This window comes from Isachenkonia alkalipeptolytica, assembly GCF_009910325.1.
Lineage (GTDB): Bacteria > Bacillota > Clostridia > Peptostreptococcales > T1SED10-28 > Isachenkonia > Isachenkonia alkalipeptolytica.
In genome coordinates this window covers 274,115-292,317 of the sequence record NZ_SUMG01000001.1, presented here as the reverse complement: position 1 = coordinate 292,317, position 18,203 = coordinate 274,115, and the positions used below count along the sequence as shown (strand labels likewise).

The 18,203-nt window shown below is 43.1% G+C and carries 14 protein-coding genes; 2 read left to right on the top strand and 12 right to left on the bottom strand.

The window, feature by feature from the left end; genetic code table 11:
• Positions 1 to 45: 45 nt before the first annotated feature.
• Together ISALK_RS01375 and ISALK_RS01370 are read left to right on the top strand one after the other, a co-directional pair.
• Positions 46 to 1,011, top strand: a complete 966-nt coding sequence (locus tag ISALK_RS01375) for an ABC transporter ATP-binding protein (RefSeq protein ID WP_160718438.1) — start codon at positions 46 to 48, stop codon at positions 1,009 to 1,011.
• Positions 1,008 to 1,742, top strand: a complete 735-nt coding sequence (locus ISALK_RS01370) for an ABC transporter permease (RefSeq protein WP_160718437.1) — start codon at positions 1,008 to 1,010, stop codon at positions 1,740 to 1,742. The genes ISALK_RS01375 and ISALK_RS01370 overlap by 4 nt, the downstream gene beginning before the upstream one ends.
• A gap of 234 nt (positions 1,743 to 1,976) precedes the next feature.
• Here ISALK_RS01370 and ISALK_RS01365 read toward each other — a convergent pair whose 3' ends face one another.
• The 12 genes from ISALK_RS01365 to ISALK_RS01310 form a co-directional block, all read right to left on the bottom strand.
• Complete coding sequence (locus ISALK_RS01365; RefSeq protein WP_201756811.1) at positions 1,977 to 3,419, bottom strand: DEAD/DEAH box helicase; 1,443 nt, start codon at positions 3,417 to 3,419, stop codon at positions 1,977 to 1,979.
• 242 nt (positions 3,420 to 3,661) lie between these two features.
• A complete protein-coding gene (locus tag ISALK_RS01360) occupies positions 3,662 to 4,441 on the bottom strand; it encodes a glycerophosphodiester phosphodiesterase family protein (RefSeq protein ID WP_201756810.1) in 780 nt (259 codons plus the stop codon).
• Between the two features lie 174 nt (positions 4,442 to 4,615).
• Positions 4,616 to 5,659 (bottom strand): aldose epimerase family protein, encoded by a 1,044-nt coding sequence (locus ISALK_RS01355; RefSeq protein WP_160718436.1) that lies wholly within the window; start codon positions 5,657 to 5,659, stop codon positions 4,616 to 4,618.
• A gap of 38 nt (positions 5,660 to 5,697) precedes the next feature.
• Complete coding sequence (gene galE, locus ISALK_RS01350) at positions 5,698 to 6,678, bottom strand: UDP-glucose 4-epimerase GalE (protein WP_160718435.1); 981 nt, start codon at positions 6,676 to 6,678, stop codon at positions 5,698 to 5,700.
• Positions 6,679 to 6,735: 57 nt separating this feature from the next.
• On the bottom strand, positions 6,736 to 9,153 hold the full coding sequence (locus ISALK_RS01345) for an alpha-galactosidase (protein WP_160718434.1): 2,418 nt from the start codon (positions 9,151 to 9,153) through the stop codon (positions 6,736 to 6,738).
• Positions 9,150 to 11,588 (bottom strand): glycoside hydrolase family 2 protein, encoded by a 2,439-nt coding sequence (locus tag ISALK_RS01340; protein WP_160718433.1) that lies wholly within the window; start codon positions 11,586 to 11,588, stop codon positions 9,150 to 9,152. Before ISALK_RS01340 ends, ISALK_RS01345 begins: the two co-directional genes overlap by 4 nt.
• Complete coding sequence (locus tag ISALK_RS01335) at positions 11,585 to 13,135, bottom strand: UDP-glucose--hexose-1-phosphate uridylyltransferase (protein WP_160718432.1); 1,551 nt, start codon at positions 13,133 to 13,135, stop codon at positions 11,585 to 11,587. The genes ISALK_RS01340 and ISALK_RS01335 overlap by 4 nt, the downstream gene beginning before the upstream one ends.
• Entirely contained in the window at positions 13,132 to 14,310 is a 1,179-nt protein-coding gene (locus ISALK_RS01330; protein ID WP_160718431.1) for a galactokinase, read from the bottom strand. Before ISALK_RS01330 ends, ISALK_RS01335 begins: the two co-directional genes overlap by 4 nt.
• Positions 14,310 to 15,689 carry a glycoside-pentoside-hexuronide (GPH):cation symporter gene (locus ISALK_RS01325; RefSeq protein WP_306770674.1) on the bottom strand — a complete coding sequence of 460 codons (1,380 nt, stop codon included), beginning with the start codon at positions 15,687 to 15,689 and terminating at the stop codon, positions 14,310 to 14,312. Before ISALK_RS01325 ends, ISALK_RS01330 begins: the two co-directional genes overlap by 1 nt.
• Positions 15,689 to 16,288 (bottom strand): TetR/AcrR family transcriptional regulator, encoded by a 600-nt coding sequence (locus ISALK_RS01320; RefSeq protein WP_160718430.1) that lies wholly within the window; start codon positions 16,286 to 16,288, stop codon positions 15,689 to 15,691. The genes ISALK_RS01325 and ISALK_RS01320 overlap by 1 nt, the downstream gene beginning before the upstream one ends.
• A 237-nt stretch (positions 16,289 to 16,525) precedes the next feature.
• Positions 16,526 to 17,287, bottom strand: a complete 762-nt coding sequence (locus tag ISALK_RS01315; protein WP_160718429.1) for a glycerophosphodiester phosphodiesterase family protein — start codon at positions 17,285 to 17,287, stop codon at positions 16,526 to 16,528.
• 87 nt (positions 17,288 to 17,374) lie between these two features.
• Entirely contained in the window at positions 17,375 to 18,196 is an 822-nt protein-coding gene (locus ISALK_RS01310; protein WP_160718428.1) for a M55 family metallopeptidase, read from the bottom strand.
• Positions 18,197 to 18,203 lie beyond the last annotated feature (7 nt).

Sequence of the window (18,203 nt, the reverse complement as noted above, 5' to 3'; positions counted from 1 at the left end):
CAAAAGGAATTCTGTTTCTTTCAATTAATCAAGGAGGGTAATGACTTGAACATCATAGAAGTGAAAAATCTTAGTAAAAGTTATGATAATTTTCAAGCGGTGAAAGGCATCAACTTTACCGTTGAAAAAGGGGAAGTCTTCGGATTCCTTGGTCCTAACGGTGCGGGTAAAACTACCACCATCAATATGCTGACCGGCCTTGCAAAACCATCTTCGGGAGAAATAACTATTGCCGGAGAAAACGGGATTGATGGTATTAAAAAGGTACAGCAGGTTATCGGTATTGTTCCCGATGAGAGTAATCTATATGACGATATGAGCGGCTTTGACAATCTTGTTTTTTGTGCCTCCTTGTATGGTATGAAAAAGAGTCTCCGGGAGAAACGAGCAACGGAACTATTAAAACAATTTTCCTTAGATGATACGGGGGATCGTCCATTCAAAGCCTACTCCAAAGGTATGAAGCGAAAACTTACCATCGCCGCCGGCATCATTCATTCCCCTGAAATTCTCTTTCTTGATGAGCCTACCACGGGTATTGATGTGGAGAGTGCACGACAAATTCGAAGAATGATTAAAGAGCTCAATCAAAAAGGCACTACAATTTTTTTAACCACCCATTACATTGAAGATGCGGAGAGACTTTGTCACAGAATTGGATTTATAGTAACCGGAAATGTCATTAAGGTAAGCAAAGTGGAAAAGTTAATGAGAGATGCTCAGCAAGACAATATTGTGGAGTTTCGAACGGATAAAAACAACTTGGATCTCAAAGATCAGCTCCTCAGCACTTTTCCTGATATTTCAATTCTGTCCCAGTCCAAAAACTGTATACGTATCAGCTCTCCTTTTTCCATAGAACTTATGCCTTTTATGCAGTTTTTTGAAGGGTTGAATATCAAAATTAGTGAAGCGAAAATCATCCACCCCTCTTTAGAGGAAGTGTTTGTAAAAATAACCGGGATCGAGATTAATAAACTGAAAAAAGAACAGGAGGGACAAAAGCGATGAATAAAACAATGGCCTTTTGGAGCATCTTAATGAAAGACATGAGAAATTACTACTTAAAACCGCCCAACATCAGTTGGGGAATAATATTTCCCGTTTCTTGGACCTTAATGTTTTTTATGCGTTCCGGCGGTGAAATGGATGTTCGTGGAATTCTTCCCGGGGTTATGGCTCTGTCCATTCTATTTGGAACCACATCTATGCTTGCGGTTACCATAACCTTCGAGCGGAAAAGCCGTTCCTTTGAACGCTTACTGTTGGCACCGATCAGTCTAAATCTATTGATGCTTGCGAAAACCACCGGCGCCATTTTTTTCGGTATTGTTAATGCTTTTGTTCCCGTGCTTTTTGCTTCCTTTATCATTGATCTGTCCGGTATCAATTGGTTCGTCGCCATTGCCGGCGTCGTTTTAATCGCCATCACCTCCACTTTTCTCGGACTCTTTATCGCCGTTTCCGTTAGCGAGGTTTTTGAAGCTCAAACATTTTCCAACTTTTTTCGATTCCCCATGATGTTTCTTTGCGGGCTGTTTATTCCCATCGCAAGTCTGCCAACATTCCTGCAACCCCTGTCCTATATCCTTCCCTTAACTTACGGAGCGGATATGCTGAGGTTTTCCATTAATGCCGACGGTTCCATTAGTATATGGATCAGTCTTTTAGTGCTGATCGGATACTCCCTGGCCCTGTTTATGGTCAGCACCCATAATATTAAGAAAAAGTGGATTTATTAGGTGAGGACCGAGACCTGCCCTCGCAATAAGACCTGGCAGGATGAAAAAAAGAGGATGAAGGCGTTCGGTACATGATGTACCGAATACCTTCATCCTCTTTGCTTCATTTTAGTCTCAATACCTTATTCACAAATGTTTCGACAATTTCAGGATCAAACTGAGTACCGGCGCAAGGTTTAAGCTCCCGAGCGGCTTCTGCATCAGGATCCAGGATTCCCCGAAAATATGTCCGTCCTATCTCTCGGCTTTGCTGACCTTACGAAGTCTTCCCTTAATGGGACGGTTTTGTAATTCCTCAAGGACCAGCTCTCCCTTATTGTTCAGTATTTCTACAAAGGTGGACACATCAAGCACATTGATGATTCCGATATCCCCTGCAGTCATTCCCTCAATGCTGCAAAGGGTACCAACAATATCTACTGGTCGCATTTTAGTCTTTTTTCCTGCATTTATATGGAGTTTTAGTATTTCCTTGCTTAAGGGATCTCCTTTGCTTTCCTTCTCTTCCGGTGGGTTTTTGATCTTTTGAGCAAACTCTTCTTCAGAGTTTTCCACTTTTTCCGCTCCCGGTCCCTCTTTGAAAGGAATTTTCCTGTCTATTTCCTGTTCGATGGCCCGCAGGTACCGGCTTTCATATTCGGTAACAAAGGTGATCGCTTTTCCTTCTTTGCTCACCCTTCCCGTACGACCAATCCTGTGTATATAACTTTCTTTTTCCCGGGGAACATCAAAATTAATCACAAGGGAAATATCCTCAATATCAATGCCGCGAGCTGCAACATCGGTAGCCACAAGGTATCGAAAGGCTCCTTTTTTAAAATCCTTCATGATTCGCAACCTGTCGTCCTGTTCGATTCCCCCATGAATTTCACTGCAGGTATATCCCAGCTCATACAACTCCTCGTAAACCTCATCCACACTTTGCTGGGTATTGCAAAATATGATACAACTGTCCGGATTTTCCACGACAGTGATATCCCTTAAGAGTTTTTTCTTGTCTCTTTGGCCAACCTCATATTTTTCCTGGATGATCCGATCCACCGCTGTATTTTCCTCTTCGATCTTGGTAATAATAGGATCTTTCATATATTCACTTGCCAATGTCTCGATTCTTTCGGGCATCGTCGCTGACAACAACTGGGTAACCCGCCCCTTTGACACACCGGATATAATAGTCTCGATATCTTCGATAAATCCCATGTTCAGCATTTCATCAGCTTCATCGATTACAAGGTATTTTACCATTGATAAATCAAAAGTGCCCCTTGTCAGATGGTCAATAATTCGTCCTGGAGTTCCAACTACGATATGGGTTTTCTCCCGAAGCTCTTTCCTTTGACTGTTAAAGGGAGACTGACCGAAAATCGCCGATACCTTGACCCGCTTAAACCTGCCGATATTGAAAAGATCTTCCTTGGCCTGCATAGCAAGTTCTCTGGTGGGAACCATGATTAATGCCTGGGGTTTGTTTTCACCCCAGTCCACCAACTCACAAATGGGAATGCCATAAGCTGCGGTCTTTCCGCTTCCGGTTTGGGATTTTACGATGATGTCCCTTTCCTTTAGTGTCGCCGGGATCACCAACTCCTGAACCTTTGTCGGACTCTCGAAATTTAGTAGGCTTACCGCCTTTAAAATTTCACTACTTAACTCATAATCCGTAAATTGTGATTCCATGATTTATCATCTCTTTCTTCTCTAATCAGAATATAATTTGGTGTTAAAGATACTATACATAGGATCAATTAAAACACTATTTTCCATTATAACACACTTCTCTGCCCAAGATATATTTCCGTAAGATCATGATAGATGAAAATATGAAAATCCGATCCCTTTTCCATTAATAATAAAATGGGGGTGGCTAAGAACTTCTCTATAGTTCAAAAGTTTGCAGTACTTCATTATGCTTTTCTTAGTTAGAGATGACAATTTCTCCGTCCCGCTGTCATCTTTTTAGGATTGAACCCTTCAAACACCACATTTGTGATTTCTTCCAGTGTATTCTTATACTCTTTTGAGTTCTTTGCGGTGTGGCCCAGAATGATGCTCCCTTTCATCTTTCGTATTCGCATGGGAAGATTGGACAAGTATCTGATGTCATAATTGATAAAATGAGGATTACTTACATGGTTCAGTAGTAAATGATTCAGTAGGAATTTTTTATACAGGGTTAGTTGTTTCTTTTTAAAGCTTCCGGAGATTTGTCCCCGGATGATTCTCGGAGAATGCTCTTTAAACCATCCAACGGAATAGGGATTAAAGGATTGAATCGCAAATTTCCCTTCGTAATCCTGTAATAGTTCATTGGTCTTTCTTTCCGGCCTGCCAACTCTTCTTCGATTTTTGATTTCACTCAATAAAGGGACCCTGCCGTCAATGTACTCTAATACGTCCTTTAAGAGAGGGATTTTCTCCTTTGAATTCAACAAAGTGAGGGATCGGATTTCATCCCATGTACAGTCCCTTACTTTTTTAGCATACCCTGTCATTCTCTCTAAATGACCGTCATGAAATACCACCACTTCTTGATCTTTTGTGAATTGGATGTCAAGCTCGATGGCAAAACCCTCATCCACGGCTCTGGAAAAAGCTCCCATAGAGTTTTCCGGCGCACTTATAGGACAATGATATCCTCTATGAGCAATATAGCACTCTTTTAGCCATTTCATTTCTTCTGTGATCAGTTTCTCTTTCATAGTCCCCTCCATTAAACCTTTCGTAACTAATCCGGCATTTTTCCTTTCTTATAGTATAAATGTAAGTCTTGTCGAGTTCAATAGCTGAGAAACAGCACAAAAAGACGGAAGTTTTCGTTACGTCATAACCATACGCTTCCATTTTTTTGTTTATTATCCTTAGCGCTAAATAAACTACTCTATCTGTTGAAATTCATATTCCGTTTTACTATAATACCCTTCCTGGGGACTAATAAAATTTTTGGGCAGAAAATCCGTGTTAAGAGCATTGGGATACCATTGGGTTTCCAAGCAGACCCCTTGAAAGGGTTTACCAGGACCCTGCTCTTTAAATTGAATATCCTGACTAAGAAGGTTTCCGGAATAGACTATTACACAAGGTTCTGTCGTATTTATGGCTAACCGGGTGTTGCTCAGATGACATAACAACTGAAGTTTTTTTTCTTCTTGATGAAAAATAAAGGGGTGATCCATTCCTTCTTCACCACTTTTCTTTAATTGCTGTATGGCCTCTCCCAGATTCCTTTTATCGCGAAAATCGAAAAGTGTGCCCTCAACACCTCGAAAAACCTTTGGTATTTTATCTTCCTTCAACTGTAAGTATTCCCTACTATTGATTATTAAATAATGATTCTCTATGGTCCTCATTGGTTCTTTATTTAGATTAAAGTAGCTATGGTTCGTTATCGTGATCGGTGTTTTTTTATCGGTTTTTGCGAAATATTCCATCGTCAGTTTTCCTTTTTTACAAATACTAAACCGTGCCTTTATATTCAGGTTCCCCGGGAATCCTCCCTCCCCATCTTTACTGGTCGTTGAAAACTCCAGGGATAATTCCTCTTCGCCTTCCCCGACACTAACCGGGTAACTCCCGCAATACTTCCACTTTTTATGAGAGAGTCCTTGAAAACCTCCATGAAGACAATGCGCTCCCGCGTTTTGATCCAAGGGGTGTTTCCGACCATCAATATCGATCAGCCCTTTAGATAAACGTCCCGCAACTCTTCCGATAGTAGATCCAATAAAGTGTTTATTTGTAAAATAATCTTGGGGATTTTTTAATGTCAGAACCCGATTAATCCCTTTGTATTTCAGGGATTCAATCGTCAGGCCATAATCGAGAATACTAATCGATAGATCTCCAAAATTCTCTATACGATAACGTTTCAAGTTTTTCTCTTTTTCAAAGATGAGTTCTTCCTTCACGATTCTGCTCATAATATTTCTCCTTTGAGTTACTTTCCTTATCCTTTGTACTAATATCCATCGGGGTTGTTTTTATGCCAACGCCAAGCATCCTCGATAATGGTTCCAAGTTCTTCATACCGTGGGTTCCAACCTAGGATTTCCTTGGCTTTTCTTGAAGAGGCCACCAGTACGGCCGGGTCCCCCGGTCTTCGCTGTTCCACTTCTGCAGGAATCCAATGATCCGTAATTACCCGGGCAGTGTTGATAACCTCTTTTACCGAATATCCTTTTCCATTACCCAGATTAAAAACTTCCGAAGGATTCCCCTTTCTAAGGTAATCCATGGCCTTTCCATGGGCTGAAGCCAGGTCCATCACATGAATATAATCCCGGATACAGGTTCCGTCCTTAGTGTCATAGTCATCCCCAAAGATGTAAACTTTTTTCCGTTTCCCCAGAGGGACTTGAAGAATTAGAGGAATTAAATGGGTTTCCGGTTCATGAGCCTCACCGATGAGTCCGCTGTAATGAGCACCCGCCGCATTAAAATACCTGAGGGAAACATAGCGAATACCATAGCCCCGGTCAAACCATTTCATCATTTTTTCCATGGCAAGCTTGGTTTCGCCGTAGGGATTGGTTGGATTTAGGGGAAAGTTTTCAGTAATGGGAGATTCCTTAGGCTCCCCATAGGTTGCCGCTGTGGAAGAGAAAACAATCTTGTTTGTACCGTGATCCTTCATGACCTTTAAGAGGGTCATCATACCGAACACATTATTATGATAGTATTCATAGGGTTTTTCCATACTTTCTCCCACAAGGGAATTAGCGGCAAAATGAATTACTCCGCTGATGTGGTGTTCTTTAAATACCCGGTCTAGTTCCTGCTCATTGCGAAGATCAATGGAATAGAATGCTTTAACCTTTACAGCATCATGATAGCCGCTTTGAAGGTTATCCACCACTATGATTTCCTCATCCCTATCCTGTAGATATTGCACTGTGTGACTTCCGATATACCCTGCGCCTCCCGTCACTAATACTGCCATATAAACCCTCCTTTTCAAATAGTACTTTAATTACACTGCTTTGTTTCCACTGGTTTATCAGTTCTCGCTTTTCTCCTCCGCCTCCATATAATAGGTCCTGGAAGCAAAGTCCTGAAACAAACGCACCTGTTCATTAAATCCTGTACCGATAAAACCCTGTTTTAAGGAAATTCCCCGACGACAAAGGGCACTGCCCCGAATACGGTAATCCTCCTCTTCCCCTTTCAGTTTGTAAAACTTCGCGATTACATCCTGAGGTAGGGATCCGTCCTTAATATGCACGGGAGATGCGGTATTGATCAGGTCTCCAAAGACCTTCAGGTTATGACTCATGGGAATATTGTAAAAATGATAGATTTCATCAGGCAATAACCCCTTTCCCCGAAAGAGAAGATCCGGGCGATTGGCTTCTGCCAGGATTTGAAAGAGACTCCCCACCCCTTTTTTCTTGTTCTTAGAGACAACCATCCAGCTTTTCAGATTTCTTCGAGAGATCCGATAAAAGTCTCCGAACTGATATACCCTTCGCCACTTTTTATACAGGGCGATTTCCTCTTGAATCTCCCCTAGCCGTTCCTTTGATGCATCTCCTAGGTTACATTCATACCCTAAAACACCGTAACAAGCCACATGGTATCGAGTTTTTTCCGGCACTTTCCGTAGGGTTTGGTGGTTAGGACAGTCGGATACATGGGCACCCAAAACAGACAGGGGATATCCATAACTGTAGCCTTCCTGAATGCTTAAACGGCTAATGGCATCGGTATTGTCACTGGCCCAGATTTGGGGCATATAGGAAAGGATCCCGAGGTCAAAACGGTTTCCCCCCGAGGCGCATCCCTCAAACAGAATGTGGGGAAACTCTCCAACCAAGGTTTCCAGTACGTGGTAGAGACCTAAAATATAGCGATGGGAAAAGCTTTCCCTCTTCTCCTTTTCTAAAGTTGGAGAATAAACATCGGAAAAAATCCGATTCATATCCCATTTCACATAACGTATATTTCCATCGGAGAACACCCTTCTCATGGAATCAATAAGATACTGCTGTACTTCTTTATTGGTAAGGTCGAGAATCATTTGATTCCGTCCCTGGGCATGGGGTTTCCCCGGAATCTTCACCGCCCAGTCCGGATGTCTCCGATAACAATCGCTGTCTTTACTGATCATCTCCGGCTCTACCCAAATGCCAAAATCCATGCCCATTTCATTGATCTTCTCGGAAAGTCTCTTTAATCCTCGGGGAAGCTTCTTTTTATTCACCTGCCAATCTCCTAAAGAGCTTTGGTCATTGTTCCGTTTGCCGAACCATCCATCATCTAGAACGAAGAGCTCAATGCCCACCTTTTTCGCTTTTTTCCCCAGTTGCAAAAGTTTTTTTTCATTGATTTTAAAATAAGCGGCCTCCCAGCTGTTAAAGAGCACCGGTCTTTCTTTCCACTGCCAGGTGCCCCGCACGATATGGCGACGGATGAAGTTATGCATGTTTTGGCTAAGTCCGTTAAACCCATTCTTTGCATAAGTCATTACCGCTTCGGGGCTTTGAAACTCCTCTCCTGGATTAAGCTCTAAAGAAAAATCTTCGGGATTTATTCCCGTTGCCACCCGAAGTTTTCCATAGGCACTGACCTCTGCCACACTGTAGTGATTCCCGCTATAAACAAGATTAAAGCCGTAACAGTCCCCGTATTCCTCGGTAGACTCTTTTGCAGCAATCATAAAAAAAGGATTGGCACGGTTGCTGGATACCCCAGCGAGGGTACTGCTTATAAGTTTTCCCCCTTCACAGGGCTGCACTTTTTTCTCCATTTCCCGAGCCCAGGCCCCGGTAAAGGTTACCATATTATAGTGATGGTTCTGAAAATCCACTTGAGTGCTCAACAATCGGTCCAGCCGAACTTTGGATTGTCCGGCATTAACGAAGCGACTACTTCTTGTAATCACGTCCACAGCTTCATATACATGGTATAAAAGTTTAAGCACCACATCGCTGTTTCGATCCTTTAATACTATCACAAGGGTCTGTACCTCCTCTTTTTTTCCCTGGGAACTGGGAAGACCCTCATAATCTTTTTTTCCTTTATATATTTCGTGCTCTTGGTATAAAAAGTCGGAAGTTTCACTGCCGTCTTCCTGCCTCAGTCTTATTAAAGGTTCTCTAATATCTCCTTTTCCCAGGGTACTCATCTCCAAGGAAAGGTTTTCCAAGTTCAATGAAGCAACCTCTTCCCCAGGGCCATTTAATTTTTCGGCATTGGGTTTTCCAGCTAAGTCTTTTCCTTCGGCATCTGGCTCCATACCGTAGCCTATAGCATTTCCGGGCAAATGCTCATTTTTTTGCATGAATGCCTCGGGGGTTTCTAAATCAATGGACTCTCCGTAATGAAAATGTTCGAGATGTCCCGAAGGAGTGCGATAAAAAAGATAAGCCGTATTTTGGGTTTTCAGGGTGAATAAATTGTTGTCACAGGAAATCATAAAATTCTCATCCCCTCTTCTCTTTTCATAACTTCAACGGTAAAGTCCAAAGTTTTTTTCACACGATGATCCAGTCGAATCGTGACTTTCCCCGATCCCGGTTTTCCCAGGGATTTAATATAAGTTCCCGTCATGCCTCCCCGAAGGGTTAACACCTTAGGACCGATAACCTCTATAGGCCCTTCTGTTTCAACGATCAGAGGCTCTGCGAGATAAGAAAGAAGGTTTCCGCTTTCACTGACCGCCTGAATTCTCAGGGTAGCCACATCATAGGTTTCCTCCTCCACAAGATTTTTCCGGTCCCTTTTTATCGATAAATCCACGGATTTCATGGTCTTTTTTTCAATCCGGGCAATGACTCTTCCTTCCCTTAAAGCTTCCAGGGAGTAGGAGGTGGCCTCTTGCCCCCAATCACCGATGTATTGAGTGTAGTATTTTCCGATTTCCTCTATGGACATCCTATGACGGAGCATCAGTTTTAATGCCACAAGCTTCACCGAAAGAGGAAGATGATTCGGTCCGTGTTTTGCCACAGCAAGTAAAGCCTTTTTCAGATCTTCTCGTTTTCCCGGGGAAAACCGGGATTCCTCCTCCAGTCGGTCTCCCAACACATCATCAATCAAAATGGGCCCCTTTGGAAGATTCGGATAGGGGCTTTGCTCTTGAGTAAAACCCTTTATAAATCGATCATTCTTATAGAGGCGTACTTCGTCACCATTGGTAAAGACGTACAGATCCCCCCGAATACTTCCGGGGTATTCTCCTACTTCCATACTTGAACTCAAGGCCAGCACCGGTTCTTTTTCCTGCTGGGAAGCATAAACCTCCGCCGCCAATTTTTTGTTTCGATAAAAATCCATGACTCCATGGTAGCAGATGCGGTCCCCACTGCCGAAATCCTTATGGGTGTTATAGTCGAACATAGACCATCCGAATCCTCCCAGCACGTCCTGTTCCTTATAGATGTCATTGAGGACCTTAGCGTGTCTCAAGGCATGAGCCCGTCGATGGGGTTCATCGTCAAAAGCCTTTGTGGGGTACATATGCCCGTTATACTCCGTTACCATATAAGGAGCCTTTTTACGGGATGTTACCTTATGCTTTTTTTCAATTCCCGAGTTGTTACCCTCGTGGGAAAAGTCGTTATAGGTATAAACATCTTCCAATAGTTCACTGTTTTTTATATATCGGACCCCCCCGGTACCCCTTGTGGGATCCAACACTCGAGCAATCTTGTTGGCTTCTTTATAAAATTCATGCTGGTCCGGAGATTCATTAATCCTGACCCCCCAAATAAAAATTCCAGGATGGTTCCGGTACTGGATCACCATCTCCTCCACTTGCTGTAAGGCGATTTCTTTCCACTTCTCATCGCCGATATACTGCCATCCCGGAATTTCCGTAAACACCAGCAGCCCAATCTCGTCGCACCGTTGAATAAAGTGTTTCGATTGAGGATAATGAGAAGTCCGAACTGCGTTAAGGCCCAGCTCGTCTTTAAGAATATCCGCATCCAAAACCTGAGGGGATTTGGGCATGGCATAGCCCACATAGGGATAGGATTGATGACGGTTAAGCCCGCGAATCTTGATCTTTCTGCCGTTTAGAAAAAAGCCCTCCCGTTCCAATTTCATCTCCCGGAAACCAAAGGGAAAATCATAGGCTTCCTCCCGGTTATCCAGGCGGATTTCCAGGCTGTAAAGATTTGGGTTTTCTATATCCCAAAGCTCGACATCCTTTATGATGAAACGATGGGTGCTTTTTTCCTCTTCAATTATAGCCCTTCCCAACTCCCGAGATTCCAGGGTGTTATGGTGCCTCAGAGAAAAAACAGCTTTAACTGAGTTCTGGCCTTCGGATTTATTACCCTCAACGTCTTTAAATTCAGTGAGGGTCATCTCTGCAATCATGATCTTTTCCTCTTTCAGAACGCCCTCGGTACGGACAAACACATCCTTTAGATGGATTTTCGGGAGCACCTCTAAATAAACTTCACGGTACAACCCACCATAGGTTAGAAAGTCGATAACATAGCCAAAGGGAGGAATGTTCAGACTTTCTCGACTATCCAGCTTCACTACGAGAATATTTTCCTTCCCAAATCGGATATAGGGGGCAAGGTCAACGGTAAAGGCAGTGTAGCCACCGTAATGGGTCGTAATCAGTTCCCCGTTAAAATAGACCTCGGCTGCATGAGCCGCTCCTTCAAAGGTAAGGTTCAAGGCTCTATCTCTCCAGGAATCCTCAGGACGAATGACTTTCCGGTATCCTGTCACTTTTTGATATATGGACTCATCAAAGCAGTTGAAAGGGGTTTCCGCCACAGTGTGGGGAATGCGAACAGGTTGGAGACTTTCTTGATCAAACTCGGCTTTTAAAAGATCCCGATCAAATTCTTCTATAAATCCCCATCCATCATTCATCGGTATTTTCATTGATGATCCCTTTCCTTCCAGCCTAACATGGTCATAAACCGAAGAAATCCTTCCTGTCCCTCGGAAGTATCCTTAAAAACTCCCGCATGCTCCAAGCCCTCTATAAAACGTTTACCGATAGCGTTTTCAACAGATTTGAATAGAAGACTGCGATCCGGAGCCTCCTCCTTCAACAATTTATTCCAATGACTTTCTAAATTTTGGAGCAACGAACGATGTTTTCCGATTTGTTCTTCTTCCTCTGAAGACAGTTTTTCTCCTTCCAAATGCTTTACCATGTACTCCATCTCCTTTTCCAGTCTGGGAGGTAAAATGGCAAGGCCCATCACTTCGATCAATCCAATATTTTCTTTTTTCACGCCGTGTACTTTCCTGTGGGGATGGAATACTCCCTCGGGATACGACTGGGAGGTTCGGTTGTTTCGAAGAACCACATCCAGCTCGTAGAGACCTTCTCTCTTTCGAGCAATGGGGGTTATGGTGTTGTGAGGGGTGGAATCCGTTGCTGAAAATATATCCAGTACCTTGTCCTCATACACCTTCCAGGCCTTGAAAATTTCATTTGCGCAGTTTACCAAGGCTTCCCGATTATGGCTGTGAAGGCGGATCACCGACAGGGGCCATTGAATCCAGGAGGCGATCACTTCTCCATGGGTTAAATTCATAAATTTTTTAATTATCCGGGCTTTCTCCATGGGAAAAGCATGCCGCCCCCCTTGATAATGATCATGGGAAAGAATACTCCCCCCCACAATGGGTAAGTCCGCATTGGACCCGATAAAATAATGGGGGAATTGCTCCAGAAAGTGAAGCATCCGTCGGAAGGTCTCTTTCGTGATTACCATGGGACGGTGTTCCTCGGAAAAAATCACGCTGTGTTCGTTATAATAAAGATAGGGGGAGTATTGTAAAAACCATGGTTCGCCATCTAATGTCAGGGGAATCAAACGAAGGTTTTGTCTGGCGGGATGATTGATTCGACCGGCATAGCCCTCATTCTCTCTACAAAGTAGGCATTTAGGATACCCCGATGTCGGATATTCCTTCTCTTTGGCAATGGTTTTCGGATCCTTCTCCGGTTTCGATAGATTAATCGTAATTTCCATATCCCCGTAATCCGATGGGGTAACCCAGTGCCTGTTTTTATCCGTGCGGTCCTTGCGAATGTAGTTTGCATCAATGGAAAATTTATAATACGTCTCAGTGGCTTTGGTAGGACTTAGTTGATAGTTTTCTTCAAACTCGGTAATCACCTGGGATGGCCCCGGCAAAAGGGCTCCCATCAGCTTTCCATCCAATAAATCCCTATGGGTGGGAGTATCTTCTTCCATCAGTCCCTCTTTTGCTGCCCAGTCAAGAATTTCCCCTAAAATTTCTTGAAGATCCTGTTCTTGATCGTAGATCCTGTGATTCTTTATTTCCATATCAATTGTATCCATATTTAACACTTCTAAAATTCGGTTAATCACAAACACGAAATCCTCTTCGGGAAAAAACCTTTTCTGTCTTCCGTATTCCGCTAAATCAAGTATCCTTTCTTCAATCATTGACTGTCCACCTCCCGTGTTATTCGATCCGCTACAGCTCCGCTACTACTGTTCACAATGTAAATCTCAGGATCAAGATCATAAGCCTTTCGGTACTTCTCAGCAATTTCCCTTTTGAAGATCGCCACATTCCCCTTGGGTACGATTGTTACGATACAGCCCCCAAATCCCGCGCCGGTCATTCTGGCTCCCACGGCGCCTAGATTCATGGATTCTTCAACCAATGTGTCCAACTGTGGAATAGAAACTTCAAAATCCCTTCTTAGGGATTCATGACTTTGCAGCATTAAAGCTCCAAACCCTACAACATCGTCTTTTATAAGAAGCTCAACCCCTTCCAGTGTCCGGTGGTTTTCCGTGATAATGTGTTTCACTCGACGATAGATTCCAGGGTGCTTGATCAATCTTTCTACTAAAGGCCGATCCCTAGGTGTAAGTTCTCCGAGAGATTTTATCCCCTGTTCTTGTAGGATTTTCTCACCGGCTTTAGCATCTTCAATACAACGATTGTATCCCGAATCCGATAGCCTACGACGAACCATGGAATTGATAATCAAAATGGAGTGATCTTTAAGAGGAAGGGGCACCTGTTCATAGCTTAAATTCCCGGTATTCAGTAGTAGCCCGTGATTTTTCTCTCCCATACCGATGATAAACTGATCCATAATACCGCAGTTAACACCCACATAAACATTCTCCGACTCCCGACAGTAAGTAACAAGCTCAACTCTGGGAATACGAAAGTCGTATATTTTATCAATCATAACCCCTGTGGCAAGTTCAATGGATGCCGAAGAGGACAATCCAGCACCCCTGGGGATATCCCCCCAAAACAGAATGTCCAATCCTCGATCTCTTTTAAATCCCTTTTTATCCAAGGTTTGGACCAGCCCTTTCGGATAATTTCCCCAGCCATCTTCTATCCGATAACTCCAATCCTTATCCACTTCGATGATTCCTGATTCCGGTTCATTCATTGAAAAGAATCGAAATTTCCCGTCCCTTCGCTTTCTAGCGAGAGCATAGGTGCCGATATCCAGTGCCAAGGGAAAGACATAACCTCCCGTATAATCCGTGTGTTCGCCGATTAGGTTTACCCGTCCTGGAGCAAAGCTTTGATATTCTGGGAGATTTTTAAATATCCGTTGAAACTCTTTTACCATTTTTTCATTCATCAATAAACACCTGCCTTTGCAGCTTTTTCCGTCTCTCGACGAACTTTCAGATCTTCGGATATTTCATCCAGTTTATCCTCGGACAATCGGTAAAACTTCATGAAAAACAGAACGGAAATCAATAGACCGACCATAGGAAGCGCTACCATAAGCATTCGAAGACCCAGTAAGGTTGCTTCTGTTTGTACAGGGGCATTCACATCCAATCCGATAAGATCCAGTCCTACTCCTGCAATCAAGACGGAAAATGCCGAGGCTAACTTCACTACAAAGGTCTGAAGAGAGAAGATCACACTCTCGGTTCGATGCTGATTTTTCCATTCCCCATAATCCACGGAATTGGCAAGGAACACGGTTGTCAGTACCGTTGCAATACCAAAGCCGATAAAAATAATTACCGCCGCAATACTTAAAAAGATGATGTTGGTAATATTCAGGGTTCCCAAAATAAACAGAATCCCGTAACCGAAAATGGTGGTAAAAATTCCTCCGATGAAAAGGGATTTTGCGTTAAATTTTTTCCTCAGTAGAGGTATAAACAGCATGGAGACGATCTGGGCTGCCCCGCCGATGGTTCCAAAAATCCCAAATAGGGCTGCATTCCCGATATCGAATCGAAAAAAATAAATAGCCAGTTGATTGGTCAGATACAGCGATGCATTGAAAACCACAATGGCAACCACCACCACTAAGGCTTGATCATTTCGTATCAAGGCTTGGAACATCTCCTTAACTTTAGGATTTTTCTGACCGGCTTTTACTTTTTCCTTTACATTAAAGCTGGTGATTATAATCCCTATAATAAATACCACTCCGATGATAGCGGAGAAACGACTGAATCCCAACCGCTCGTTTCCGTCACCTAGGATGGGTACCAACAACATGGTAAGAGCCACTGGAATGGCAAAACCCAACCCCGCAGAACTCCTTGCAATCACCGCAAGATTTTCCCGATCCTTTCCGTGCTCGGTGATAGAGGGGATCATGGACCAATAGGGAATATCCATCATGGTATAGGTGATCCCCCAAACAATATAGGCAATAGAGGCATAAATCAGTAGTTCGTTTCCAGTTAAGTGGGTGGGAATGGAAAACATTAAGTACAGCACCCCGGCGTTAATTATGGTTCCAATCAATAGCCAGGGTCGAAACTTTCCAAAGCGGGTTTTTGTCTTGTCAATAATCACGCCCATAATAGGATCATTAAAGGCATCAAAGAGCCGAGCCGCCATAAACAGGACTCCGATAAAGGTGGCGGAAATCCCCAGCACCGCATTGTAATAATACATAAGAAAACCGGCAACCAGAGAATATACAAGATCCTTACTGACTGCTCCGATTCCGTAGGAGGTTTTCTCTCGTAAGGTAAGTTTCATCATTAATCTTTCCCCTCCTTTTCTCCACCCTTTGTTTCTATACCCTTTATAACAATATCCATCATTTCTTCAAGGGCCTCCATATACTCAAACCCTTCCCGCTCATCTCTTTCAAGGAGCCGTTCCATGGTAGCTTCAATCATGATCTTAAAAACAGGAATTGAAAACCTTCGAAGAACCCCTTCCTCCATTCCTTTTTCCAGGAGTTCAATGGTCAAATCCCATTCCCTTTCGATTTGTTCTTCTATCCTTTGGTACAATTCCGGATAGCTTTCCTTAAGGGTGGCGAATTTTCTAAAATCCATAGCCTGATACCGCTCAGGGATAACTATAACCATTTTCCGTATCTTCTCCAGGGTGTTTAGTCTTGTATCCGCCACAATATAAGACTCTTCTTCCTTTACCTCTCGAAATCCCTCGTCGATCATTTCCTCGATCAATTCCTTTTTTCCTGAAAAAACCGTATAAATCGTTTTTTTACTGATGTTCAATGTCCTGCTGATGTCCTCTAGGGTAAATTTCGCTCCTTTTTCGTTGAAGGCTAAAAGTGCCGTATGCAACAAACGTTCCCTTATTTCTACCGGACTTTGATTATTTTCCATGATCAGTCTCCTTATTCTTATATTTTTGTTTGTAAACAGGAAGTACAAGTGGAAAACAGAAACCCGGAAACTATATCCAGTTTCTTAGTTTCTATTATAATCGGAATCTTTCGAAATCACAAGGGAATTGTCAGAAATTTTAATATTAAATTAGCCCAAAGGGGCCGAACGCGTCTGAGTCATTATGACTCAAATACCTCAGTCCCCTTTGGGCTGAAAAGTAGATAAAGATGACAGTTACTCCGTCCCGCTGTCATCTTTTGTCAGTTCTTTCGGATTGAACCCTTCAAACACCACATTGATGGTCTTTTCCAAAGCCTGTTGATAGGCTTGAGGATCTTTTGCGGTATATCCCAGAAGGATGCTTCCTTTTTTGCGGTGTATTCTAACAGGAATCTTCGATAAATAATCGATGTCGTAATTAATAAAATGGGGTTTGCTGACATGATTCATCAATAAATTTTTCAATAGGAATTTCTTATACATTGGTAAATTTTCCTCTTTAAAAACACCGGATAACTGGCCCCGAATGATCTCCGGTGAGTGCTCTTTAAACCAACCGACAGAATAGGGATTAAAAGACTGTATAGCAAATTCCCCCTTATATCCCCTTAGTAATTCATCGGTTTTTTCCTCGAGCTTTCCCACCTTTCCCCGATTTTTAATTTCAATCAACAACGGAACCCTGCCGTCAATTAAGTAAAGCACCTCCTTTAGCAAAGGAATTTTTTCTTGGGTGTTCAACAGAGTAAGGGATCGGATTTCACCCCAAGTGCAATCAGTTATTTTTTTAGTATATCCCGTCATTCGCTCTAAATCATCATCATGAAACACCACCACTTGTTGATCTTTTGTTAAATGGATATCCAGCTCAATACCAAAACCCTCTTCCACCGCTCGAGTAAAAGCCGCCATAGAGTTTTCCGGGGCTTTCTCGGGGGAATGATATCCTCGATGGGTGATGTATGTGTCTTTCAACCAGCTCAGCTCTTCTGTCATCGTTGCCTCCTGTTCTTTGGTTCTTAACCTCTTTTTTTGTAGCCATATCCGGCTATTTTATTTTTATTTCAATGTATTTCTATTTCACTAAAGTACGGTGGACGCCAAAGTTATTGCGCATCTCATCACCCGATACATATCCGAAACATCCCTTGCTTGATAATTGACGGTTCGTTCATCGATTTTAATTATTCCGGGGATATTTTCCACCAGCTCCGCCATTACACTTTGCTGGAATTCGATCTCTATTACCGGCCCCGTTGCCACGGGCAAGGGTTTGATAAACCCGATGGATGCCATGGCCTTTTTCACCGAGATTTTGTAGTTTTCCTTTACGGTTTCATAAGGCAGGTTTTTTGCACAGTAACGGGACAACGCGGTTTTCACCGCTACGGTTTCGATTTCTCCGATTTCCTCTTTCACATCTTGACAAACCCTTTCGTCACCAGAAACCAAAATCACCGGCACCCCGTAGTGACCTGCCAGTCTGGCGTTCAGACCTACTTCTCCCATTTCCTGATGATCTATTTTAATCGTGGCTACCACCCGTCCCGAGTAGGTGTGGTCAAAAATCCCTTTCTTCGTTCCCGCTTTGGGGTGATAACCGATTAAGATTGCTCCGTCAAAACTGTCATCCAGGCCCTCCATCATGCTATGGGCTTTTGGGTAACCGCTGATCAGCCCCACTTTAGGATCCAGATCCTCTATCAAAATATTATCCATCGGTCCATGGGAATCATTCACCAGGATTTCCCTTGCCCCGTTTTCCCATAAATATGTACAAAGGAGATTCACTTCCTCCGTCATCAGCTTTCGCGTCCTTTGATAATCGGAACTTTCTCCCCCTAGCTGTTTTTTCGATACCACGCCCCAAATCCCTTCAATATCCGCCGATATATAGATTTTCATAAGGTGC